Genomic DNA, 22,741 nt, shown 5'->3' on the forward strand with positions numbered 1-22,741 from the left:
TCGCGTCGGATCAGACCGCGACCACTCCATCGTGATCGCTGTAGACGATCTCGCCGGGGGTGAAGGTGACGCCGCCGAAGGTCACCGGCACGTTCTTCTCGCCTGATCCCGTCTGCGTGCTCTTGCGTGGGTTCGTCCCCAATGCCTTGACGCCGATGTCGAGGGTGCGCAGAATCGCCGAGTCCCGCACAGCGCCGTTGACGATGACGCCTGCCCAGCCGTTGTCGACACCCCGCCCGGCGATGATGTCGCCGACGAGCGCGGTGTGGATGCTGGCGTCGCCGTCGACCACGAGAACGCCGCCGTTGCCGGGCTCGCTCAACGTCTGCTTGACCAGCAAGTTGTCCTGGAAGCAGCGGATGGTGGTGATGGGTCCGGCGAACTCGGTGTGCTTGCCGAACTGGATGAACTGGGTGTCGCAGCTGCGGATGTCGGGACCGATCTCGTCGGCCAGATCAGCGGTTGCTTTGAATTCCACAGGTGAAGTCATGCGCAGAAGACTAACGTCCGATCGTCAGCCGCGGCCGTGACGTCGCTCGTAGTCGTCCCGGGTGCGGTCGACGCGTGTCTGCGCCTTGGCGTTGATCAACTGGGGATCGAGGCCGTGAATGAGCAACCGGTGCCGCCGATAGACGTTCATCAGCGCTATCGCGAAGTACACCAGCGGAATGAACAGCAATGCCATCATCGCCAGCGACATCCACAGTGGGCCGGGAATCAGCAGGAACAGCAGCAGCAACGGGATGACGGGAACCGTGAATCGAGCCAGGTAGCGCACCTGGGCACCGTTGCCGACGAGGTCGTTTCGGACCCAATCCTGCATCGACGGGGGCAGGACACGACCGAACGAGTACCCCACAAATTGCGCAGGACTGGGCTTCGTGCGTTCGGTCGTCATCGCGCCATGCTAGTCCTACATCAGTTGGTACAAGTCACCGTTGACTGCGGATAATCTCATATGTGACGATAGCGTCAGTTCGGACCGGGTGGTGTCGACGACAAGGACGTAGACCGTGATCGATCGCAGAACCTTGCTCGGCGCGCTCGGTGCAGCCACGCTCTCGGGCGTCGTTTTGTCCGCTGCGACCGCGTCGGCGTCGCCGAAACCTGCTGCCGGGGGAGTAGTGGACGTGCACTCGCACATGGTCCCCGACTTCTATCTGCGCGAAGCGCTCGCGTCCGGCATCGTCTTTCCCGACGGCATGCCGAAGTGGCCGTCCTGGTCGGTGACCGAGCATCTGCAGATGATGGACCGGTGCGGGATCGACAGTGCGATCCTGTCCGTGTCGAGCCCTGGGGTGCACTTCGGGGACGACGGTAAGGCTGCCGATCTGGCCCGACGGGTCAATGACTTCGGAGCCGGAGTTGCCCAGGGTCAGCCACGACTCGGATTCTTTGCGTCGCTGCCCCTTCCGAACGTCGTCGACTCGACGGTCGAGGCCATTCGGGCTCTCGATCGGCTCGGTGCCGACGGGGTCACCGTGATGTCGAACGCCGGCGGCATGTATCTGGGCAACGCGGTGCTGACGCCACTGCTCACCGCGCTCGATGCGCGTTCGGCGGTGGTCTTCGTGCATCCCACCTCGCCGCCGAATGCAGCTGCGGTAGCGCTCGGTAGGCCCGCTCCGATGGTCGAATTCCTCTTCGACACAGCGCGAACCGTCATCGACTTGATTCTGCTGGGCGTGGTCGATCGGTTCCCTCACATCCGTTGGGTGTTCACTCATGGCGGCGGAGTACTGCCGCTGTTGGCAGATCGGGTCGACTTCTTCCGGACGCAGGTCGGTCTCGGTACCCCGTCGACGCCGAATGTATTGCAGCGCATGTGGTTCGACTTCGCCGGTACGCCGGTTCCGAGGCAGTTGCCGGCATTGCTGTCGGCGGTCGGGCCCGATCGTCTGGTGTACGGCAGCGACTACTGCTTCTCGCCGATCGCCGCTGTGCAAGAACAACTGCGATCGCTCGACGCCGGTGCCGCGGACGGTGGACTGGAGAACTGGCGCGCCGTCACATCCGACAATGCCCGCAGTCTGTTGAGTGTCTGATCCGTACGGGAGTTCGATGAAAGCGCAAGCACTACAACCGTTCTCGGGGCACTGGGATTGGCAGATGAATGCCGCCTGCCGCTCGCGTCAACCCTGACGAGCAGCCTTCGCCCGGACATCTACGCCCCGGGTCGGAATCCGCACCCCCTGCAGGAGGCGCGGATTCCGAAAAGGGGTGCGGATCGAGACGAGTCAGCCCTGACGAGCGGCGTTCGCGACGATGACGTCGCGAAGGTACTGCGCCAAACCGTCGGCGATATCGTTGTAGTGCTTGGCAAATCGCTCGTCGGCGATGTACATCTCCGCCAGGTTCACCTGCATCTCGTAACCGCAGTCGTAGTACCGCTCGATCGACGCGCGATGACGTTCGGCCAGTACCCCGGCTTCGGGGGAATCCGGCGACACACCCCGCTGCATCGCGGCAGCGAGATCGGCTTCCAGGAGGTCCGTCTCTTCCTTGACGGCCTTCCAATCGTCCTTGGTGAACGACGCCGTCCGCTGCTGAGACTGCTTCCACTCGTCGGTTTCGCCCCAGCGCTGCTCGGCCTCCTCGGCGTATTCCTCGCCGGTCCAGTTGTCGCCGAAGATCTCTCGCTGCTCCTCGGGAGTCAATTGCATACCCATCTTCTTCGCCTCCATCATCTTGTCCACGGCCGCAGCCATTGCGTGCAAGTGATCGATCCGCTCGCCGAGCAGCTCGCGCTGCCGACGTAGATGCGCCATCGCGTCGACGGCCGGGTCGTCGAGCAACGCTGCAATGACGTCGAGTGGGAACCCGAGCTCGCGGTAGGTCAGTACCTGATGCAGCCGTTCGACATCGGCCGACGAATACGTCCGATAGCCCTTGGGGGTTCTGCCCGACGGCACCACCAACGCGATCTCGTCGTAGTGATGCAGCGTTCTGACGCTGACACCCACCAACTTCGAGACCGCGCCGACCTGCATGCCGACCTGGACGTCAACCGAACTGTTCGCGGACGAATCACTCACGAAGGACACTGTGCTGCCTCCCGTGGCGTGAGGGTCAAGACGAAAACGATTCGCTACCGACCTCTAGCGAATCACACGTTCGCAACCCGAGGTGGGTACTCCGGCCAGGCGTTGCGCCAGCCAGTCGTAGGCACCGGGACGGCCGTTGGTCTGGGCCTGTGAATGGTCGCCGGGCACCTCTTCCAGATGTACCGATGCTCCCGCTGCACACCACTGATCCTGCACGGCCTCGGCACCTTCTTTGGGAATGAGGAAGTCCTGCAGGCCCTGGTAGATGTACACCGGCGCGTCCGGCTTCGTCTGGCCCATGCGGTTTTCCTCGACGACGGCCGTGGTGATCGGATGCGCGAAGACATCAGGGACGTTGGAGAGATTTCGCTGGTCCAACAGCAGTAGTCCGCTGTAGGACAACACATCCACGCATTGATCCTTCTGCGCCAGCGCCAGTCGCTTGCCGTTGTCGTTGGCGAGCTGCCGCATCTCCGGGTACTCCCGGGACAGTCCGATCGTCGCCGCAGTGAACAAGCCCGATCCGATCTGGCCGTTGAGCGACGTCTGCAGAATCTTGTAATCGGTCGGCGGGCCGCCGAACGCGACTCCGGCGATGTTCAGCTCGGGTGCGTACTCGGGGGCCAACTGCGCCGCCCAGCCAGACGCGATCGCACCGCCGGAATATCCGGTGATGCCGATGGGTGCATCCGCGCTCACGCCTGCAGTCCGGGAGGCGCGCAGACCGTCGAGCACGGTGTGCCCCGACACGAGACCGGCCGAATACGCCTGACGCGGCCCCTGATAGTCCGTCATCACCACGGTGTAACCGCGGCCGAGGAGGATCCGGACCTGATCGATCTCTTTGTTGTTGCCCCGCGGGAGGGTGTACGACGGCGCGCACGTGTTGCCGAGTGAATCCGTCGCCTCGTTGTATGCGATGACAGGGCGATCTCCACCACCGGTCCACGGCGCAGTGGGAGTCAGCACCGTCGTCGCCGCTGCGATGGGACGATTCTTCGAATCGGTGGAGCGGAAGAGCAATTGGACGGACGAGGCCTCGGGCGTCACCGCGACATCTCGTCGAGCGAGGACAGTGCCGGGCACGAGATTCTCGTATCCCGCCGGCGGATCGAACCACGGATCGCCGAGTGACGAGGGGAGATACGCATCCGGATCGCTCGGCGGAGCAATGAAATCTTGGACCGGATCTGCCTGCGCAGACCCCGCGAATACCACCATCAGTGCTGCTGCTCCGGCCAGAACTAGTGCCTTGCGCATGGATTCCCCACCCTGTTGCTTCCGAACGCCCCGACGTCGGAGTAGACCACCGCCCATCGTGCCACAGGGCCAGGGAACATCGGCCCTGTGAACTGAGCCGAAGACCAGGTAGGTTGTCTGTTACTCCGAACACTACTCATCAGTAGGGATGCAAAAATGCCTGCTCCGTCCACTGCGACCTTTTCCCGGCTCGCTGATCTCATCGCCATTCCCGACGCGGACTCGCGTCCCACCAAGACGATCACCGAGGTGTTCACCGGTAAGGAGCTGGCGACCATTCCGGTCGGCACGGCTGCAGATGCTCTGGCTGCGATCGCTCGCGTCCGTACCGCTCAGGCGGCCTGGGCCAAGCGCCCGGTCTCCGAGCGCGCAGAGATCTTCCACCGCTACCGCGACCTGGTGCTCGCGCACCGCGACGAGCTCATGGACATGGCGCAGGCCGAGACGGGCAAGTCCCGCGCCGCCGCCCTCGAGGAAGTCCTCGACATCTCGATGACCTCGCGGCACTACGCACGCACGGCCGCCAAACTGCTGGCCCCGAAGAAGGTCACCGGCATGCTTCCCGTGCTGACCAAGACTCGCGTTCGGTACCAGCCCAAGGGCGTCGTCGGAATCATCTCGCCGTGGAACTACCCGATGACTCTCGCGGTGTCCGACGCCATTCCGGCGCTGCTGGCCGGCAACGGCGTCGTGCTCAAGCCCGACAGCCAGACGCCGTACTGCGCGCTGGCCTGCGTCGAGCTGCTCTACAAGGCCGGTCTGCCCCGCGACCTGTTCGCCGTGGTCCCCGGCCCCGGCTCGGTGGTGGGCACCGCGATCGTCGAGAACACCGAATACGTCATGTTCACCGGCTCCACGGCCACCGGTCAGCTCCTGGCCGAACAGGCGGGGCGTCGACTCATCGGTTTCTCCGCCGAGCTCGGCGGCAAGAACGCCATGATCGTCGCGAAGGGCGCGAACCTGCGGGAAGTATCCGACGCGGCAGTGCGCGCCTGCTTCTCCAACTCCGGTCAGCTCTGCATCTCCATCGAGCGCATCTACGTCGAGAAGTCGATCGCCGCCGAGTTCACCGAGAAGTTCGGCCAGCGGGTACGCAACATGACCGTGGGTGCCGATTACGAGTTCGGCATCGAAATGGGCAGCCTCATCTCCGAGGACCAGATCAAGACGGTCTCGGCGCACGTCGACGACGCCAAGGTCAAGGGCGCGACGGTCGTCGCGGGCGGCAAGGCGCGTCCCGACATCGGCCCGCTGTTCTACGAGCCGACGTTGCTGACGAACGTCACCGAGGACATGGAGTGCGCGGCGACCGAGACCTTCGGGCCGCTGGTGTCGATCTACCCCGTCGCCGACGTCGACGAGGCCATCGCGAAGGCCAACGACACCGACTACGGATTGAATGCGAGTGTCTGGGCCAAGACGAAGGCGCAGGGCGAGGCCATTGCGGCACGTCTGCACGCGGGCACGGTCAACGTCGACGAGGGTTACGCGCCGACGTGGGGCACCACCGGTGCGCCGATGGGCGGAATGGGCGTCTCCGGAATGGGCCGTAGGCACGGAAACGAGGGACTGCTCAAGTACACCGAGCCGCAGACCATCGCGACGACCCGCCTGCTCAATCTCGGTGGACCGCGCGGACTTCCGCCGAAGCTGTGGGCAAAGATCATGCCTCCCTTCGTCAAAGCGCTGAAGTACATACCCGGCCGGTAGTAGTCGGTAGACGGACGAGAAAAGGCCCCGCACTCCCTTTCGGGTGTGCGGGGCCTTTCGCTGTTCTGTGGCAGATCAGTTGACGCTGTGGCCGTTCAGTCCGGCGTTGGCGTAGTGATTGTGGCTGTCGGGAATGTGGTTGTCTCCCAACACCCGAGCCACCTGCTGCTCGCTGAGTCCGAGTCGGCGGAGTCGCTCGCACACTGCATCGAAGTCGAGCATCTTGGCGTCGAGCTCCTGTTGCAGCTCGATCACCTCGGCGCGAATGGCCTCGGCCTCGTCGAGTGCGGTCAACGTGTCCTCAGGCTGGGGCAGCAGCAGCGAGAGCAGTCGATCACGGGCATCGGTGCTCAGTCCATCGAAGGGACGCTGACCCGGCTGAGCCTCGTGGCGACCTTCGTTGCGACGCTCGAAGCGACGTTCGTTGCCGTACTGCGCTCCGACGTAGTCCTGAGTCGCCCCGAAGGACGGGATCTCGGCGAGCTGTTCCCGACGCTCGGGCTGTGCCTGAGCATCAGCGCCGAGATCGTTCTGGTCCAGATCGGTCTTGTTCGGATCGGCGACGGGTCCCTGCGCCGGTGCCGACGCGATGTCGATCGTCTTGCGCAGCGGGCGATTCGGGATGAAGACCACTGCGATGAGCGTGACGATCGCAACGAAGCCGGCGATCATGAAGATGCGTCCGGTCGCGTCGCCGTATGCGGTGCGGATGACGCTGACGATCGGAGCAGGCAGTGCCGTGAGGTCGAGCGATCCGCCGCCTCCGGCCGAACCGTCCACACCGAGCTGCGCCAGACCGGCTGCCGACTTCTCGGCGACACGGGTTGCCAGCAGCGAACCGAGAACCGAGACGCCGATCGCTCCGCCGAAGGTTCGGAAGAAGGCAACCGTCGACGATGCTGCACCGACGTTCTGCACACTGACCGTGTTCTGCACTGCGAGAACGAGATTCTGCATCAGCATGCCGGTACCGAGACCGACGATGGTGATGAAGATGCCGACCGTCACCAGGCTGGTGGCGTGGTCGATGGTGCCCAGCAGCAGGAATCCGATGACCAGCAAGATGGAGCCGGTGACGATGAACGGCTTCCACTGACCGAACTTGGTGATCAGCTGACCGGAGCCCACGGAGGCGACAAGCATGCCGAATACCAGTGGGATGGACAGCAATCCAGCTTCGGTGGGGGTGTAGCCGCGAGCAGTCTGGAAGTACTGGCCGAGGAACGTGGTGGCTCCGAAGAGGCCGACGCCGACGGCGATGGACGCGATGATGGCCAGGCCGGTGGTGCGCTCGGTGACGATCTTGAGCGGGATGATCGGCGACTTGTGCCGAGCCTCGACGATGATCGTCAGGACGAGCAGCGCAACTCCGCCGCCCACGAGGTACGCGGTCTCACGAGAGATCCAGGCGTAGTAGTCGGCCTTGCCGGCGAACGAAACCCACACGAGGAGAACGGACACGCCTGCGGTCAGCAGAAGTGCGCCGAGCCAGTCGATGGAGACATTGTCCTTGCGGACGGTCTTGATGTGCAGCGTCTTCTGCAGCAGGCCGAGGGCGATGACAGCCAACGGGACGCAGACGAAGAAGCACCAGCGCCACCCGAGGGGGCTGTCGACGATGACGCCGCCGAGGATGGGGCCACCGGACATCGATACGGCCATGACGGCACCGGTGTAACCGGAGTAGCGGCCACGATCACGCGGGGAGACGATGGTTCCGATGATGGCGATGACGAGTGCCGTCAGGCCACCCATGCCGATGCCCTGCACCACACGTGCGGCGAGCAGCACCGGAACGTTGTGCGCGAAGCCGGCGATGAGCGAGCCCGCGACGAAGATCAGAATCGAGCTCTGGACCAAGACCTTCTTGTTGAACAGGTCGGCGAGCTTGCCCCAGATGGGCGTCGACGCGGCGTTGGCCAACAGGGCGGTGGTGATGACCCAGGCGTACGCGGTCTGCGAACCCTTCAGGTCACCGATGATGGTCGGCAATGCGGTCGAGACGATGGTGGTGCTCAGCAGCGCGGTGAACAGCGCGGCCAGCAGACCGGTGAGGGCTTCGAGGATCTGGCGATGCGTCATCGCATCGGGATCGGCGACTGCCTGATTCGGCGGATTCTCCGCGGATGTTGTCATTGGTTATCTCGCAATCAATTCAATGCGGGCCACGTCCTGGTGCTGGGCGTGGGCGTCTTCGGTGAACGTGTCGTTGAGCTTGCGGATGGAATCGAGGGCATCGAGCGCCTCGGTTTCGCTCCACTCGCTCAACATCTCTGCCAGGCGACGAGCTCGCCTGTCCCAAATCTGTTTCAGTCGAGCCTGGCCGTCGTCCGACACGCAGACCCGGGACGCTCGTCTGTCGTCCGGATCGGGATGCCGATCGATGTAGCCGAGTTCGACGAGGTCCGCGATCTGCCGGCTGAGGGCGGACTGGCTGACGCAGAGCCTGCTGGCGAGGTCGGTCTGTCTGCATTCACCCTCTGTCGCGAGGATGGCCAGAACTCCGGTCAGCGCCTGCGGCAACGGTGAATCCTCGACTCCGGTGGTCACGGCCCGCTTCAGCGTGCGCCCGAAGAGGAAAACCTCTTCGACGAGCGATTCCGCTGTCGTGGATTGAACTGCCATGAGTACTCCAACGCTGAGTTCGATTTACTTGCTGTCTGCAACCATATATATACATACATGCGCTAAGCAAACAATATTCCTGTCTGGTGGGTCACAGCGTCGTGGCGAGGTGGGGCCGTGGTGGGGGATCGGCTCCCCCGATCTGGATTCCAGCCTGCGATCGGCGGCACAAATCCGAAGCTGGGGAGCCGATCTGGGGCCCAGGGGAGGGCGATACAGTCCGAACATGGACGTTGTGCGCGCGATGCCCCTGCTCACGGTCACCGATCTCGATGCGGCGCTGGACGCGTATGTCCAGGTCACCGGCATGGAGGTGGTGATGAACCACGGTTGGATCGCCACACTTGCGTCACCGGGAGACAGCACCGCGCAACTGAGTCTGATCACCGTCGACCCCACCGGCCCGGTGAATCCGTCGGCGTCTCTCGAAGTGGACGACGTCGACGCGGCCTACCGCGCCGCGGTGGATGCGAATTTCGAGATCGTGTACGAGATCACCAACGAGGAGTGGGGCGTGCGCCGATTCTTCTTCCGAGACGCAGGCGGCAACGTGGTGAACGTGCTCGCGCACATGTGAGATCAGCTGGGCTACAGCAGGTTTCCTCGCCACACGCCTCGGAGGGTTCGAGTAGCGACGGTGATCCAGGCCGTCACGAGCACGACGTACAGCAGTACGGCAAGGGCACGGACCGCGCCGAAATCGAGGGCATTGCCCAGTGCGGTCGCTCCGGTGACGCAGGTGCCGATCGGGAACGTGAACGACCACCACGTCAGTGAGAAGCTCATCTTCCTCCGCGCCGCGTGCACGGTCAGTGCAGTGGCCAGTGCGAACATCAGCGCGCCGAATCCGCCCATGATCAAGCCGTAGCCGATCCCGACGACGTGCAGCCCGACGGCGATCGACGACTGCGCACCGGTGAACACCATCGCTGCATCGTTGCCCAGCAGATTGGCCGCCGTGACCGACTGGCCGATCAACCCCAGCGTGATCCAGACCGTCGGAGCCGCGTCGACGGACGGCAGACCGCCGTGCAGCAGGCGTCCGTAGATCAACGTCATGGTGAGCATTCCGACGGTCAGCGACAGCCCGAACATCGCGTAGCACGCGCACAGCAGCGCCAACCGCCACTGGCCGTCGGGCAGGTGAGGGAGCAGCAACGCTCCGGTCGATGCCGACACCATCGGCGGGACGACGGGCATCAACCACGACGGCAATGCCGTGACCTGCTCTCGGGGACCGGCCGTAACCATGCGAAACGGCACCGCGACGCTGGTGAGCAGGCCGGTGATCGTGCCGACGACCCACAGGACTGCGAACAGTGCCGTGGCCGCCGTGGGACCGATGAGGTCTCCGCCGAGAAGGCCGGCCCCGGCACCGACGGTGAGCAAGGCCATGGGCGGTGCGCCGTAGAACTGCATCATCACCGGGTGCTGCGCGTAGTCGACTGCGCGTGCGCGGTAACCGATCCAATGCTGCACGAACGCCGCGCCGATCACTGCGAGTGCTGCGGCAGCGAGTACCCATACGACGACGGCGAAGACGTGCAACGCAGGAAGGTCGACGGGAAGTGTGGCGGCCGCGGTGGCGACGATGCCGGTTCCCATGACGGCGGCGAACCAGTTGGGGGTGATGTGCTCGACGGTCCGCCTGCGCGACAGCCGGGGTGCATACGAGACGGACTCGAGGACGGTCATGACTTCACTGTGCGCGACGCGGCCCATGTCCGGTAGGCAGCAATTCGCCATCCAGCCATAACCGGAGATTATGGCTGGATGGACCCTGCGACCGTCAGAAGTTCTGCGGCCGGGCCACTGGGCTCACGGCCCGATCGCCAGATGGCGCGCAAGTCTCTGTGCAGGGACAGATCGGGGAGCGGCACTCCGATCAGACTGCCCGCCGCCAGCTCCGTCGCGACGGCCAGTGAACTGAGGACGGCACCGCCGATCCCCGCCGCCACAGCGGACTTGATAGCCGTCGTCGACGACACTTCCAGTAGAGGAGTCGTGGGCGGGCCGAAACCTGCTGCAGCAACCGAACTCTCGTACACCGACCTGGTTCCCGACCCGGCCTCGCGGGTGACCAGCGCCGTCTCGACTACCTGCGCGGTCGACGGTGCAGTGTGTGCCCACGGATGTCCGGGTGCCACGACGAGAACCAGTTCGTCGGTTGCGACGGTGCGGTACGTGAGTTCGGCCTGGACACTGGGGTTTTCGATGAACCCCAGGTCTGCGTCTCCGGCGAGCACCGTCGCGGCGACCACCGCCGAATTGCCCGAGCTCAGCGTGGGCACGATCTGGGGCAATTTTGTATGCAGTGTGACCAGCCATCTCGGCAGAAGATATTCGGCGACAGTCTGACTGGCCGCGATCTGCAGGTGACCGATGCGCTCGGCGTGCAGCGTGGCGATCGCCGTCGCCAAGTCCTCTGCCGACCGGACGACCGGCGCTGCCCAACTCGCGACGAGCTCGCCGAACTCGGTCAGCACCGTTCCGCGTGCGCCCCGCTTCAACAACGGCGCTCCGACGCGACGCTCCAGCGCGCGAATGCGAGAACTTGCCGCGGGCTGCGACATGCCGTGGGCGTGTCCGGCACGGCCGATGCTGCCGAGCTCTGCCACCGACAGCAACAGATCGATGCTGGTGAGATCGGCAACGTGAGGGGGAAGCGGCACAGGTCGAGCCTACGGCGACGGGAGTCAGTAGTCGCTGAACAGGTCCAGCTCGGCGTCGGGCTCGGGTAGGTCCTCTGGGTCTCCGGGGTCGTCTGGATCTTCGGGATCGCTACGTTCGTGCAGCACCGAACCCACCAGGGCGGTGACGTCGATGGCCGCGGGATCGGGAATGGGGTGACCCTCGACGAAGGCGAGTCGCTCTGCAGACAAATACGCCAGCCGCACCGCCTGCACCACCAGGACGCGTCGCAGACCCTCGGACACCTCGCCGCGCTCGCGAGTGACCGCAGCCAATCGGGAGATGGTCTCCGCGCGCCGCGCGATCCGAATGTCGGGGTGCCCGCGCTCTATTCGGATCTGCTCGGAGATCAGCGACCGCCGCAGTGACGCAGGCAGAGTGATGGGCTCGGAGACCGGCGGGATCTTCTCGTTCAGAATTGCCTTGTGACGCGACCTGTCGATGGCCTCGAGGTACGCCGTGTACTCGTGGGCGTTCAAATCGCGTTCGGCTGCGCGGAATTGTTCTGCGCCGTCGGACTTCTTGAGGTCCTCGTACTGCCAGAGCGGCCAGATCTCGATCTCCGCGACCTCGAACACGTCCAGCACTCGCATCGCGACGGCGTCGGTCCGCTGATTGGTCAGATGCCGCTGCACCCGAACGCTGAGCTTCTCCTTGGTCTGCCCCACGTAGATCGGCTCGCCGTCATAGTCGTAGAACGCATACACGCCCCACTTGGCCGCCGACCAGACGCGTCCTCGATCGTCCTTCTCGCTCAGCACTTCTCGCAGTGCAGCTCGAAATGACTGCACATCGTCCGCAGGCAGACTGCTCTTGCGCGGCGCGACCGCCGACGCCCGCAGCGAGGACTTACCGTGACTGGACATGCGCAGCAGTCGCATTCGGCGCGATGGAACCGAGTGTCCCGTTCACCAGGGGCATCAGGTAGTGCTCCGCCAGCCACGCGACCACCGGAACACACACCGCATCACCGAAACCGAAGAGCGCCTGGTTGTTCCGCAGACCGCCGAGCGTGTAGTCGCCGGCTCCCATCAAGCGGGCGTACTCGAGAGGCGTCATCCAGCGCACCTGCAACCGGCCGTGGCCGATCTTGACCACCGCCTGCTTCGACGACCCACCGCGCGCAGTACGCAGGCAGCCGGAGATGTCGTCGGGGCGGGCCTCCCACACCGCGACGCCGTTGCGCGTACGACGGTAGGCGGTACGGTAACTGACCTTGCGCGCCTTCTTCAGAATCTCGATGCGCTGCAACTGAATCGGAGACAACGAGCGTACGAACGCCTCGGTGCGGTCTGCATCCCACCAGCGCTCGTCGCGGTAATCCATCCGCTCGACCAGATCGCCGAGACCACTGGTCAACGGGATCGGCGGGCTGGGCAGCGGAGCCCGATGCGTCGACAGCGTCGAATCGCCGTAGACCGCCTGCAACCAATCCGGACGCAGTTCACTGTTGGGATCGCGGGCATCCTCGGGCGGATGTTGCGCACCGATCAGGAACAAACGGGGACGGGACTGCGGGACAAAGCGTCGAGCATCGATGGTGAGGACGTCCACCGAATAGCCGAGTTCGTTGAGCTCACGGACCGCCGCCGCCAGATCGTCGCCCCCATGGCTGGTGGCCAGGCCGACGACGTTCTCCAGCGCGACCACCTCGGGACGGCCGTCACCCATTTCGTCCAACACTCGAGTGAAGTGCCGAAATGTCGAGGAGTTCTTGCCCGCGAGACCGGCCCGGCCCCCGGCCAGAGACAAATCCGTGCACGGAAACGACGCCCATGCCAACGACAGACCGTCCGGCAGATCGCCGCCCCGCGTGCCGGCGACATCCCCGAGCTGGAAATGGGCCGCGTCGTCACCGAAGTGTTGGCGATACATGTGGTGCTTGTCGCGCTCGATGTCGTTGGCCCAGCACACCTCGAAACCGGCCTGCTCCAAGCCCATTCGCACCAAACCGATACCGGCGAAGAACTCGGCGACCGTGGGAATCCGATCGCGCGCGGACACCGAGGAACCACCCGGCACCACAGTCAACTTCGGCATGCACTCAGGCTAGTACAGAGCCCCGACAGACTCGCTTAGGCCGTGGTCGCCAACGCCGCCGCCAGTCCGAACGCCACCGTCAGCAGACAGACATGAGCTGCAGCTCGCCGCACCGAGTAGTCCGCCGTGGAGCGGTGCGCAGTGGCGGTCGGCAACCACGTGCGGCGGATCCGAGATGCCACAGCCACCAGGATCACGGTCATCACGACTTTGGCGAGAACGATTCGGCCGTAACCTGTCTCGATCGCAGCGGCCGGGCTCTCCAACTTCAGGACCGCGTCGAATACGCCGGTCACGGCCACCCCGACGACGCACCACAGCGCGATCCGGGAATAGGCCGGTAAAAGCGTCGCCCACGCTGTCTTGGTCCGCAGACTCAGCGCCATCGCGCCGAGCACACCGAGCCACACCGAGGCGCACACCACATGAACGGCAACGGCAATGGACCCGAATGCGAATTGCGACATGTGTCCGGTGATCGGTCGCGCGACCAGGGCCAGCGCCGCCAGTGTGACCACGGGAACCGGGGACCAGGATGCGTCTCGTCGATATCCGAGTGCGCCCATGGCGCACAGAACGAGCGCGAGGAGCACCGTCGTCGCGCCGAGTCGACCGACGGAGATCGACGCGACGAAGGCCGCAAATGCACTCGGCGACAGCGCCGTCACTGCTCGGCCCTCGGCCTCGGCTGCGGCCGCTGCCAACAGGACGAACTCGGCCACCGCCCACAGACCCGACAGGAACCCGATCGACCGCCACATCACCAGCGAGTCGAGGGCGGGGCGTCGAGATGCGGAATTACCGTCCAGGACAGCGAGAATTCCGAACCCCAACACCACCGAACCCGACGCGACAGCGATGACGCGGAGCCACGACGACCCGCTGGGAAAGGTGGGGTACGCCAGCGCGAACGCTGCCGCGACCCCCACCACCGCCGAGGCTGCGGCGGCGAGCACGAGCCGAACGCTCCTCTCGCTCACCGCAGCCACGTCGGATCTACTTCTCGCTCTTCGGCTTACGCTGGTCTTCTGACTTACGCTGGTCTTTTGGCTTACGCAGTGCGAATGCCAATGCTCCGCCGAAGGCGAGGACCGCAATCACGACCAGCACGATAGGTCCGTAACCGCCGAGGAACCCGTCCTCGGACTCTTCCGAGGTGCCCGACGCATCGGCCGGTGCCCCGGGTGTTCCGGACCCTTCCTGCGTCAGCGTGAACGTGGCCGTGCCGCTTACCGGATGACCGTCTGCCGAGGTGATGCGGTAGGCGAGGGTGTACTCGCCGGCAGGGCCCAGATCACCGACGTCGACGACCACGCTCTGGCCCTCGATGCGAGCATCGCCCTTCGACCAGATGTTGCCGTCGGGGCCGACGACGTTGAGCGTTGCGAACTGCGACTGCGGCACCTCGTTGAAGGTCACCGATGCCGTCGCCGGAGATGCGTCGAGCGAGGAGCCGTCGGCCGGGCTGTACCCGGTGACCTGCGAATGAGCCGAGGCAATCGGAGCCGCGACCAGCAGTGCCAGCAAGGCCACCGCCGATACGACCACCGCTTTGGCGGACACGGTCAGCGCCCTCACGAGCGTCGGCTCCGTACGGTTGCACCGATTCCGAGGCCGGCGCCGACGGCACCGAGAACGAGCCCGGCACCGGCAATCCACCGGGCGGTGGTGTCCGAGGAGGACGTGGACGTCTGCTCGGCTGCGTCCGTCGTCTCGGCGTGGGCTCCGCCGTGCGCGTCACCGCTCGATGCTGCGAGGGTCAGTGTGGGAGCGGGCAACTCGGGCTCGCTGCCGTCCTCGGTCATCGGCTCGTTCCACTGCACGACCTCACCGTCGGTGTAGGTCTGGGTGGCCGGGAACGACACGGTTTCCTGCTCGGGCAGCGGCCCCGCGGAGAGCAGGAACTGCTGGAACTGGCCCGGACCGACCTCGGCACCGGGATTCGCCGTCCAGGTCACCGACACGGCGAGATCGGCGGAGTCCTTCTCGACGGTGGACGTCCACCCCGGAATGGGTTGGGTGCGAGCGGAATTGAGGCCGGGCAAGGTGACCTTGACCGAGTTGGTCGATGCGGTGTCGGACTCGGTGGGGACGCGGAACGTCAGGACCGAGTAGCCGCCCTGCGCGGCGTCGGGCGCGGAGACGACCACATGGGCGGAGGCTGCGCCTGCGCCGATCAGCAGTGCGCCGACGGTGGCACCGGATACGAACAAGGCACGCGGAATGGAACTCTTCATGAGTGTTGGGTCATTTCTGTACGGAGGTGGAAAGAGGATGTCGGATCAGAGTTACGAGCTGATCGACATCGGAGGCCCACGACGAGAAATGGCCCAGTCCAGGGCAATACCGTGCACCGACGGCATCGCGACGGAGAACCGGACGCGACCGACAGCAGAACCGTCGGGCAGGGGAGTGAGGAGCGCGAGAACGGCACGAACAATCGATGTGATCGGGCCGTAGAGACGTTCGGCTGCGGCGATCAACAGCGCGGCGACCAGCGACGCGGCCGCGTGAAAGCCGATCATCGCGGCGCTGGGCAGCAGCGAATGGCTGTGTGACGAGCCCGACATGCCGGCCATGTCGCTCAGGCTCAGTGCGGTATGAGCGAGGAGTTGGCCACCCATCAGGGCGGGCAACAGAACAGTCGAGCGACGCGGAACGGCAGTCATGGCACCGACGCCGAGGCTGACCACGATCAGCAGAGCCAGGCCCGATCCGCTGAGATAGCCGCCGCCCGCCATTCCGTGCGCAGCAACCGCCAGCGCGGCGGTGACCGTACCGACAGCTCCGCCGCGAAGCGGTGCAGCAGAGCCGTCGGTCATCGGATGGTCGGTGAGATCAGCGCACGCCGAGGCGAGCGAGCACGTCCGCTTCGATGCCGTCGAGCTCAGCGGAAATGGCGGCGTGGGCAGTCTTGCGGCGTGCCGGCGGCATCTGCTCGGCGGCGCGGACAGCGGTGGTCAGATCGTCGAGACGCTCGCTGATCGCGGCACCGAAACTCTTGGTCTCCGGATCCGAATGACGCGATCCGATGGTGCTCAGCGACTTCTCGGCACCGGCGATCCGGGCACTGAGCTTGCCGCCGTGGCCCGAGTACTCGCTCAGCTGATCGGGTGCGACACCCAGCTGCTGCGCCTTGCGGTTGTCGAGCTGCCCGCGAACGACGGTGGCAGCGCGGTAGGCGATCGGAGCCAGCACCGGCAGCAGAAGCCGAGCAATACCGAGATACTTACGAATCTGAGCCACGTTCAGCGTGCCGGCCGCAGCCGCCTTCTGCTGCGCCCGCAACGCCGAGACCTGCGCCTTCTCGACATTCTTCTGCGACTTCGCCTCCACCGCGCTGAGCTTGCGCTGCGCCTTGGCGATCGACTTCAGCTGCTTACGCTCGTTCTTCGCGCCGAGCTTCGCCTCGAGAGTGGCCTTGTGCTTGAGGGCCTTCGCCTCCGCCTTGCGAGTGGCACGACCTTTGCGCTTACGGAACAGACCCATCGACAAGGCTCCTGACATGTGCTGCTAGGCGGTAACGGTGCGTTCCACACAGCCTAATGGGTCATTCCGCAGGCTCCACTCCCGCCTAATGGGTTGGTCCCCAGGCTCCACTCCCGCCTTATGGGTCGGTCCCCAGGCTCCACTCCCGCCTTATGGGTCGGTCCCCAGGCTCCACTCCCGCCTGATAGGCAGCTGTTCTTCTTCGGCTGTCGGAGGGCTCACCTAATGTCTAGCGGTGTGAACGGTCAACGAGATGCGGCAGCGTCGCACGCACCTGTGCTGCTCGACGCCGGATCGTTGACGCGATGTCGGCACCGGCTCTATCTCGACACCGCCTACGGGGCGCTCCTGCGCGGTGAACCCGAGAATCCCGGGGTGCGGCAACGCCGAGAGGCGGCCCAGGCGCATCGCGAGAACATTCGCGCGCAGTTGGCAGCGGCCGACCCCATGCAGTGGACCGAGATCGACGAGCCCACGGCCCGTGCTGCGGCCGATGCGACCGTCGCGGCCTGCCGCGCAGGCGTCGAACGTATCTGGAATGCAGTTCTGCCACTCGAACGCGATACCGGCCGCCGCGGACGGAGCGAGCTTCTCGTGCGTGACGCGTCGGGCGGCTACATTCCGGTGATCGTCGTCAATCACAAAGTGACCGACCCCGGGCGCGGTGCGCGCACCACACCGCTCACGCACTGGGCTCCGGCCGTCGACGAGACCCGCAAGGTGCGCAGCCAGTTGCGCGATCAGCTCCGCCTCGCGCACCTGTACCGCATGCTCGCCCACGAGGGCTTGGCCACGGCTACCCCGGTCGGGGGTGCAGTGGGTTATCGCGGAGAGTGCGTGTTGGTACACGACCTGACTGCCGCGCTCGACGAATACGACATTCGCTTCGCGGACCGGCTTGCGGTCGCGAGCGGTGACGCGGTGACCGTTCCCTCGCAGATCAGTGAATGCCGTTCGTGTGCTTGGTGGTTCGACTGCAAGCCGCAGTTGGTGGCGGCCCGCGACGTCTCTCTCGTCGCATCGGGATCCCGAGCGGACGTGCTGCGCAGCGCTGGAGTGCGGACGATCGACGAGCTGGCGCAATGGACAGGTCCGGCTCCCGAGGAGTGGCCCTTCGGCAACTTCGACGACGCGGTATCCGCGGCGTTGGCTTGGCGTGCCGACGTGCCGCTGCTGCGTCGATCGGAGACCGTGACGGTCCACCGCGCCGACGTGGAGGTGGACGTCGACATGGAGAGCTATCAGGAGCACGGCGCGTACCTGTGGGGCACGCTCCTCACCGAGGCAGGCGGACCGCCGCCGGAGTATCGCGGCTTCGTCACCTGGGATCCGCTGCCCACCGACGACGAGGGACGCTCGTTCGCGGTGTTCTGGAACTGGTTGATGGACACGCGGGCCGATGCCGCGGCTCGCGGCAAAACCTTTGCAGCGTATTGCTATTCGAGACAAGCCGAGGACAAATGGCTACTCGACTCGGCCCGACGCTTCGCCGACGTCCCCGGAGTGCCCACCGAAGCACAGATACGCGAATTCATCGACAGCGAGCAGTGGGTGGATATCTATCAAGCCGTCAGCGACCAGTTCATCTGCCCGAACGGCAAGGGGCTGAAGAAGATTGCCCCGGTGGCCGGATTCTCCTGGCGCGACGAGGAAGCCGGCGGCGAGGCGTCGATGGGCTGGTACCGCGAGGCTGTCGGATACGACGCCGATCCCGATCACACCCAGCGAGAACGGCTACTCGTCTACAACGAGGACGATGTGCTCGCCACCAAAGTGTTGCGCGAGTGGATGTCCGACCGCGCCGAGCACGAGATCCCGACCGTGGCGGACCTGCGCGCTCGCGTGTGACCCCGCGCCCGAGAAGTCGGGGCCACACGCGAAAGGACTTCTAGCGCGGTGCCATCCGGATCGCGCCGTCCATGCGGATCGTTTCGCCGTTGAGGTAGTCGTGCTCGGCGATCATCTGCACCAGCTGGGCGTACTCGCTGGGCTGCGCGAGACGCGACGGGAAGGGCACGGACGCCTCGAGGCCCTGACGGTATTCCTCGGTGACACCGGCGAGCATCGGGGTGTCGACGATGCCGGGGGCGATGGTGTTCACGCGAATGCCGACCTGGGCCAGGTCGCGGGCCGCGGTGATGGTCATCGCGTGCACGCCGCCCTTGGAGGCGGTGTAGGCGATCTGGCCGATCTGACCCTCGAATGCGGCGACCGATGCGGTGTTGATGACAACGCCGCGTTGGCCGGCGTCGTCGACGGTGGACTGCGACTGAATGCGGTTGGCGGCCAGCCGCATCACGTTGAACGTGCCGAGCAGGTTGATGGTGATGACCGTGCGGAACAGCTCGAGATCGTGCGGTCCCTTCTTGGACAGGATGCGACCCGCCCAGCCCACGCCTGCACAGTTGACGACGATGCGCAGCGGCACACCGGACTCGACGATCGTGTCCAGTGCGGCCTCCACCTCGGCCTCACTGGTGACGTCGGCGGGAATGAGGGTCACCCCGTCCGGGACACTGTCTCCGGCGCGCTCGATGGACTGCGGCAGATCGAGACCGAACACCGTGACGCCCGCGCCTGCCAGACGTGCTGCGGTTGCTGCTCCGAGGCCCGACGCGCCACCGGTGACGAGTGCTGCTGTTCCTGAAATCTCCACGTCGTACGATCCCCTTCGTTAGCGGTGTCGGGTCGCGGCACAGGCAGCGACCACGCTGTGTTCTGCACCATAACCGGCGGGGGACCTCACCCCACTCCCAGGCACCCGCCGATCAGGGCAGAATGCGGCCGGAGTCGTCGTACTCGACTCGCTGAGCGCCGTCACCGAGGTCGTCGAGCAGGATCGTCGCCGCGGCCGGTCGGCCCGGAGGCAGCAGGCGAACCGTCACCGATCCGGTCACGGCACCGTCCAGACTGCTCGACGCCCCCGCCGCGATGTCGTTGCGGACCTTCTCGCTCAATGCTGTGGGGCTTCGGTCGTCGAGCATCGTGACCTCGACCCCGCGGGCGCGAGCCGAGCGTGCCGCTCTGGCCAACTCGGGCAGTACGAGCCCGCGGGCCCGCAGGGTGTCGCGGAGCTCGGCTTCGAGGAGTCGGCACGCCAGGACTTCTTCGTCGGTGAGGTCGGGGCCGTCCGCGATGCGCTGCAGGAGCGGGCGGGCGAGCGTGTCGAGACTGGCCAGGCGGGCGTCCCGTTCTTCGAGTACCGCCGCAGCGGCGGCCTGGGCGGCGATGCGGATGGTGGATTGTCCACGGAGCTCGAAGATCGCTGCACCGAGGGGTCGGATGGTGAAGGCGAAGAACGTCGCCATCAACAACGGAGCAATATTGATGGCGCTGAACGACAACCCGAACAGTGCGCCTTGACCCGTCCAGGCTGCCCAACCGACGACGACAGACATCGTGAGCGCGAGTCCGAACCACGCGGCCGGCGTGCGGCCACGGACACACATGAACGTGTAGATCACGACGGACATACCCAGAGGCCAGGACTGCAGACTGCCGGTCAGCGGCACCGGCACCACGGCGAAGACGAACGACGCGGCCACCGGCCCGGACACTGTGAGCAACGCCGTGGACCGTGGGCTCAGCGGATCCCCCGGCGCTCTGAGCAGCAGGATGACCGCGGCCGAGAACACCAGCACCGAGACGAACGGCGGCCACACCGCGGACATACCCTTCAGCGTCGCCGACGCACACACGGCGCACGCGAGGATGTAGAAGCCGGCGACGGCGTACGCGGCCCCCGACTTCATCGACAGCAGGTCGCGAACATCCTCGCCGTTCATCGCGCCCAGCTCAATCGCACAGTGGTTCCGCGGCGGGAGGTGTCGATCTCGGCCGAACCGCCGTCGAGCTGACGCATCCGCCCCTCGATGCTGACGGCGACGCCGAGTCGGTGCGGAGGCACCGAGCGTCGATCGAAGCCGATACCGTTGTCTCGCACGATGACTCGCAGTGCCGACGGGGCCAGCTCGACCGTCACCGATCTGGTCGACGCCTGAGCGTGAACGAGGCTGTTGCGCAGTGCTTCTGCTAGTGCGCCCGCGATCGACCGGACCGCATCGGCAGGGTAGTTCGCCGAGGAATCGGCGGGGTCCTCGCGGACCCTGAAATCGATCGACTCGTCGACTGTCGATGCGGAGGCCCGCATCAGAGCGATCGTGTCGTCGACGGTGAAATCGTGTGTCGCAGTGTCGGTGTGCAGTCCGTCCAGATGGGCCAATGCCGAACGTGCTTGACGGGCGAGGCTCGCAGTGCGGCCCTGGCGAGCGACCGCCAGCAGTGACGACATGACCTCGTCGTGGATGAGGGCGTCGAACCGTTCCCGTTCGACTTCGCGTGCATTCGCCGCAGCCGCCCGTGCGGCATCGCCGTGGGTGGCGCTGATGGTGGCATCGAGAATGCGACCGGTACGCAGTGCGGCCAGAGTCGCCGCGACGAACACCGTGCAGAACATCAGCCCGAAGAATATTTCGGCGATGACATTGCTGCGAGGAAACGGCTCTCGCACAGCTTGATTGATCAGTTGCACGATCACCACCGAGACGGCCGTGTGCACGAATGCCGGGATGGGTCGCCACACGGTCGCGGCCGCGAGTGAGGCCAGGCCGGGGAATGCGGACAGGAACATTCCGCTCCGATCGAAGGTGGTCCCGTCCCAGGCCACCCACCACAGCAGGGCCATGACCGGGAACGCCAACGCTGCGATCGAACCCGCAACCTGGCTGACCCTGATGCTCGGGTGAAAGGTGAAGGCTCCGAACGCGAGACCGGTACCGAACACGACGATCACGGCGGCCGGGGTCCACCACCCGGGGACCGTGACGCTGCTGCGCGCGATGTCGGGAACGAGCAGCAGTAGATACGCCGCGTAGCCGGTGCCGACGAACCGGCCGAAGATCCTGATGAGCCGATCGGTCGAACGGTGTGCCGCGTCGCTACCCGTCGCCTGCAGGTTGTCGTTCATTCACCCCTCCGCGAGGAGTGTAAACCAAGGTCAGACGTCTTCGGTGGTGCTGCGCTTCTCCACTTCCTGCGGTGCGTCGCTGCGGGAGCGTCGGACGAACGCAGCGGCGACGACGAGGGCCGAGATCGCCACCACGACTGCGGCCGCCACGTACGGTGCCGACGTACCCGGCATCAGTCCCTCGAAGAACAGGACCGCGCCGAAGACGAAGAACAGAATGGCCGCACCGTACTGAATTATGCGTTCCGGCAAGTGCTTTCCGAGAACGGCACCCAGCACGATAGCGAGGGCGTCGGCGGCGACCATGCCCACCGTCGAGCCGATCCACACTCCGACCCAGTCGTTGTCGGCGGCCAGAGTGACGGTGGCCAGCATCGTCTTGTCGCCCAGTTCGGCGAGGAAGAACGCGGACGCGATGGCCAGGAAGGCCGACTTGGTGACTCGCGACGCCTTGGCACCCTCGTCGTCGGACAGCGAATCTCCGCGCAGGGTCCACAGACCGAACACGACGAACGCGAGCCCGCCGACGATCGAGATGGCTTCGGTGGGGATGGACACACCGAGGAAATGGCCGACGGCGACCGAGACCAGATGCACGACGGTCGTGGCCACCGTGATGCCGCCGATGACGACGTACCACTTGTAGCGCAAGGCGAACGTCATGGCCATCAGCTGGGATTTGTCACCCAGCTCGGCCACGAAAATGACAGCGAAACTCAACAGTAGAGCGGACAGCACAGCAGACTCCTCGGTCGTCGAACGGACCGAAGGTCTCGCCCACCGGAAGTACCGGTTCAGGTGCCGGGTCGTGGAAAACGACCAGTATGTCGACACGTTGATTGGGGGCTACTCCCCTTCGCTGCAGACGACTTTAAGTGCCGTTTCTCCAATTGTCCAATGCGCCAATAAGTTTGGG

General features: G+C 65.4%; 23 protein-coding genes. 4 read left to right on the plus strand and 19 right to left on the minus strand.

The genetic code is table 11. The features are described from left to right. Positions 1-10: 10 nt before the first annotated feature. Complete coding sequence (rraA, locus tag JLZ96_RS14220; RefSeq protein ID WP_027494882.1) at positions 11-490, minus strand: ribonuclease E activity regulator RraA; 480 nt, start codon at positions 488-490, stop codon at positions 11-13. Between the two features lie 24 nt (positions 491-514). Then, complete coding sequence (locus tag JLZ96_RS14225; RefSeq protein ID WP_094651481.1) at positions 515-898, minus strand: DUF5313 family protein; 384 nt, start codon at positions 896-898, stop codon at positions 515-517. A 115-nt stretch (positions 899-1,013) separates the two neighbouring features. Here JLZ96_RS14225 and JLZ96_RS14230 point away from each other — a divergent pair, with 115 nt between their 5' ends. Further along, positions 1,014-2,045, plus strand: coding sequence for an amidohydrolase family protein (locus JLZ96_RS14230; protein WP_236253972.1), 1,032 nt, complete (start codon positions 1,014-1,016; stop codon positions 2,043-2,045). A gap of 192 nt (positions 2,046-2,237) precedes the next feature. Here JLZ96_RS14230 and JLZ96_RS14235 read toward each other — a convergent pair whose 3' ends face one another. Together JLZ96_RS14235 and JLZ96_RS14240 are read right to left on the minus strand one after the other, a co-directional pair. Continuing rightward, positions 2,238-2,990: a MerR family transcriptional regulator gene (locus JLZ96_RS14235; protein ID WP_201010746.1), complete on the minus strand. Its 753-nt coding sequence runs from the start codon at positions 2,988-2,990 to the stop codon at positions 2,238-2,240. A 108-nt stretch (positions 2,991-3,098) separates the two neighbouring features. Next, on the minus strand, positions 3,099-4,304 hold the full coding sequence (locus JLZ96_RS14240; protein ID WP_236253974.1) for a lipase family protein: 1,206 nt from the start codon (positions 4,302-4,304) through the stop codon (positions 3,099-3,101). A gap of 156 nt (positions 4,305-4,460) precedes the next feature. Here JLZ96_RS14240 and JLZ96_RS14245 point away from each other — a divergent pair, with 156 nt between their 5' ends. Then, a complete protein-coding gene (locus tag JLZ96_RS14245; protein WP_027494877.1) occupies positions 4,461-6,014 on the plus strand; it encodes a succinic semialdehyde dehydrogenase in 1,554 nt (517 codons plus the stop codon). A 75-nt stretch (positions 6,015-6,089) separates the two neighbouring features. Here the strand turns inward: JLZ96_RS14245 and JLZ96_RS14250 are convergent, their stop codons facing one another. Then, entirely contained in the window at positions 6,090-8,096 is a 2,007-nt protein-coding gene (locus tag JLZ96_RS14250; RefSeq protein WP_201010747.1) for an MDR family MFS transporter, read from the minus strand. Positions 8,097-8,153: 57 nt separating this feature from the next. Further along, positions 8,154-8,639: a MarR family winged helix-turn-helix transcriptional regulator gene (locus JLZ96_RS14255; RefSeq protein ID WP_032385330.1), complete on the minus strand. Its 486-nt coding sequence runs from the start codon at positions 8,637-8,639 to the stop codon at positions 8,154-8,156. Positions 8,640-8,865: 226 nt separating this feature from the next. Between JLZ96_RS14255 and JLZ96_RS14260 the strand changes: the two genes are divergently transcribed. Then, entirely contained in the window at positions 8,866-9,216 is a 351-nt protein-coding gene (locus JLZ96_RS14260; RefSeq protein WP_032371721.1) for a VOC family protein, read from the plus strand. Positions 9,217-9,227: 11 nt separating this feature from the next. Here the strand turns inward: JLZ96_RS14260 and JLZ96_RS14265 are convergent, their stop codons facing one another. The 9 genes from JLZ96_RS14265 to JLZ96_RS14305 all read right to left on the minus strand — a co-directional run bounded on the left by JLZ96_RS14265 (position 9,228) and on the right by JLZ96_RS14305 (position 16,859). Next, positions 9,228-10,334 (minus strand): TDT family transporter, encoded by a 1,107-nt coding sequence (locus JLZ96_RS14265; RefSeq protein ID WP_201010421.1) that lies wholly within the window; start codon positions 10,332-10,334, stop codon positions 9,228-9,230. 68 nt (positions 10,335-10,402) lie between these two features. Continuing rightward, positions 10,403-11,311 carry a LysR family transcriptional regulator gene (locus tag JLZ96_RS14270; protein ID WP_032391161.1) on the minus strand — a complete coding sequence of 303 codons (909 nt, stop codon included), beginning with the start codon at positions 11,309-11,311 and terminating at the stop codon, positions 10,403-10,405. 24 nt (positions 11,312-11,335) lie between these two features. Continuing rightward, positions 11,336-12,196, minus strand: a complete 861-nt coding sequence (locus JLZ96_RS14275) for a GIY-YIG nuclease family protein (RefSeq protein ID WP_052054712.1) — start codon at positions 12,194-12,196, stop codon at positions 11,336-11,338. Then, positions 12,180-13,370, minus strand: coding sequence for a DNA cytosine methyltransferase (locus JLZ96_RS14280; RefSeq protein ID WP_027494869.1), 1,191 nt, complete (start codon positions 13,368-13,370; stop codon positions 12,180-12,182). Before JLZ96_RS14280 ends, JLZ96_RS14275 begins: the two co-directional genes overlap by 17 nt. A 35-nt stretch (positions 13,371-13,405) precedes the next feature. Continuing rightward, positions 13,406-14,350: a copper resistance D family protein gene (locus JLZ96_RS14285; protein WP_236253978.1), complete on the minus strand. Its 945-nt coding sequence runs from the start codon at positions 14,348-14,350 to the stop codon at positions 13,406-13,408. Between the two features lie 16 nt (positions 14,351-14,366). Further along, positions 14,367-14,948, minus strand: coding sequence for a copper resistance CopC family protein (locus JLZ96_RS14290; RefSeq protein WP_201010422.1), 582 nt, complete (start codon positions 14,946-14,948; stop codon positions 14,367-14,369). After that, entirely contained in the window at positions 14,945-15,607 is a 663-nt protein-coding gene (locus tag JLZ96_RS14295; protein WP_032366718.1) for a YcnI family protein, read from the minus strand. The genes JLZ96_RS14290 and JLZ96_RS14295 overlap by 4 nt, the downstream gene beginning before the upstream one ends. Positions 15,608-15,658: 51 nt before the next feature. Then, positions 15,659-16,192, minus strand: coding sequence for a hypothetical protein (locus JLZ96_RS14300; protein WP_032381961.1), 534 nt, complete (start codon positions 16,190-16,192; stop codon positions 15,659-15,661). Between the two features lie 16 nt (positions 16,193-16,208). Continuing rightward, positions 16,209-16,859 (minus strand): DUF6474 family protein, encoded by a 651-nt coding sequence (locus JLZ96_RS14305; protein ID WP_027494864.1) that lies wholly within the window; start codon positions 16,857-16,859, stop codon positions 16,209-16,211. Between the two features lie 225 nt (positions 16,860-17,084). On the opposite strand from JLZ96_RS14305, the gene JLZ96_RS14310 reads away from it, so the two are divergent. After that, positions 17,085-18,707: a TM0106 family RecB-like putative nuclease gene (locus JLZ96_RS14310; RefSeq protein ID WP_201010423.1), complete on the plus strand. Its 1,623-nt coding sequence runs from the start codon at positions 17,085-17,087 to the stop codon at positions 18,705-18,707. 40 nt (positions 18,708-18,747) lie between these two features. On the opposite strand, the gene JLZ96_RS14315 is transcribed toward JLZ96_RS14310, so the two are convergent. From JLZ96_RS14315 to JLZ96_RS14330, 4 genes are all read right to left on the minus strand, one after another. After that, on the minus strand, positions 18,748-19,515 hold the full coding sequence (locus JLZ96_RS14315) for an SDR family NAD(P)-dependent oxidoreductase (RefSeq protein WP_027494862.1): 768 nt from the start codon (positions 19,513-19,515) through the stop codon (positions 18,748-18,750). A gap of 112 nt (positions 19,516-19,627) precedes the next feature. Continuing rightward, positions 19,628-20,644, minus strand: a complete 1,017-nt coding sequence (locus tag JLZ96_RS14320) for a hypothetical protein (protein ID WP_201010424.1) — start codon at positions 20,642-20,644, stop codon at positions 19,628-19,630. Next, complete coding sequence (locus JLZ96_RS14325; RefSeq protein WP_374758037.1) at positions 20,641-21,543, minus strand: sensor histidine kinase; 903 nt, start codon at positions 21,541-21,543, stop codon at positions 20,641-20,643. Before JLZ96_RS14325 ends, JLZ96_RS14320 begins: the two co-directional genes overlap by 4 nt. A gap of 312 nt (positions 21,544-21,855) precedes the next feature. Beyond that, complete coding sequence (locus JLZ96_RS14330) at positions 21,856-22,563, minus strand: TMEM165/GDT1 family protein (RefSeq protein WP_032371715.1); 708 nt, start codon at positions 22,561-22,563, stop codon at positions 21,856-21,858. Positions 22,564-22,741 lie beyond the last annotated feature (178 nt).

This window comes from Rhodococcus sp. NKCM2511, from assembly GCF_014905595.1.
Lineage (GTDB): Bacteria > Actinomycetota > Actinomycetes > Mycobacteriales > Mycobacteriaceae > Rhodococcoides > Rhodococcoides fascians.

Bases quoted from the DNA above. Each gene is read 5' to 3' on its own strand.
- JLZ96_RS14240 (WP_236253974.1), bottom strand. From the start codon at position 4,304: ATGCGCAAGGCACTAGTTCTGGCCGGAGCAGCAGCACTGATGGTGGTA.
- JLZ96_RS14310 (WP_201010423.1), top strand. From the start codon at position 17,085: ATGTCTAGCGGTGTGAACGGTCAACGAGATGCGGCAGCGTCGCACGCA.
- JLZ96_RS14280 (WP_027494869.1), bottom strand. From the start codon at position 13,370: ATGCCGAAGTTGACTGTGGTGCCGGGTGGTTCCTCGGTGTCCGCGCGC.
- JLZ96_RS14235 (WP_201010746.1), bottom strand. From the start codon at position 2,990: ATGCAGGTCGGCGCGGTCTCGAAGTTGGTGGGTGTCAGCGTCAGAACG.
- JLZ96_RS14225 (WP_094651481.1), bottom strand. From the start codon at position 898: ATGACGACCGAACGCACGAAGCCCAGTCCTGCGCAATTTGTGGGGTAC.
- JLZ96_RS14275 (WP_052054712.1), bottom strand. From the start codon at position 12,196: ATGTCCAGTCACGGTAAGTCCTCGCTGCGGGCGTCGGCGGTCGCGCCG.
- JLZ96_RS14265 (WP_201010421.1), bottom strand. From the start codon at position 10,334: ATGACCGTCCTCGAGTCCGTCTCGTATGCACCCCGGCTGTCGCGCAGG.
- JLZ96_RS14325 (WP_374758037.1), bottom strand. From the start codon at position 21,543: ATGGCCCTGCTGTGGTGGGTGGCCTGGGACGGGACCACCTTCGATCGG.
- JLZ96_RS14250 (WP_201010747.1), bottom strand. From the start codon at position 8,096: ATGACGCATCGCCAGATCCTCGAAGCCCTCACCGGTCTGCTGGCCGCG.
- JLZ96_RS14245 (WP_027494877.1), top strand. From the start codon at position 4,461: ATGCCTGCTCCGTCCACTGCGACCTTTTCCCGGCTCGCTGATCTCATC.
- JLZ96_RS14295 (WP_032366718.1), bottom strand. From the start codon at position 15,607: ATGAAGAGTTCCATTCCGCGTGCCTTGTTCGTATCCGGTGCCACCGTC.
- JLZ96_RS14300 (WP_032381961.1), bottom strand. From the start codon at position 16,192: ATGACCGACGGCTCTGCTGCACCGCTTCGCGGCGGAGCTGTCGGTACG.
- JLZ96_RS14305 (WP_027494864.1), bottom strand. From the start codon at position 16,859: ATGGGTCTGTTCCGTAAGCGCAAAGGTCGTGCCACTCGCAAGGCGGAG.
- rraA (WP_027494882.1), bottom strand. From the start codon at position 490: ATGACTTCACCTGTGGAATTCAAAGCAACCGCTGATCTGGCCGACGAG.
- JLZ96_RS14260 (WP_032371721.1), top strand. From the start codon at position 8,866: ATGGACGTTGTGCGCGCGATGCCCCTGCTCACGGTCACCGATCTCGAT.
- JLZ96_RS14255 (WP_032385330.1), bottom strand. From the start codon at position 8,639: ATGGCAGTTCAATCCACGACAGCGGAATCGCTCGTCGAAGAGGTTTTC.
- JLZ96_RS14320 (WP_201010424.1), bottom strand. From the start codon at position 20,644: ATGAACGGCGAGGATGTTCGCGACCTGCTGTCGATGAAGTCGGGGGCC.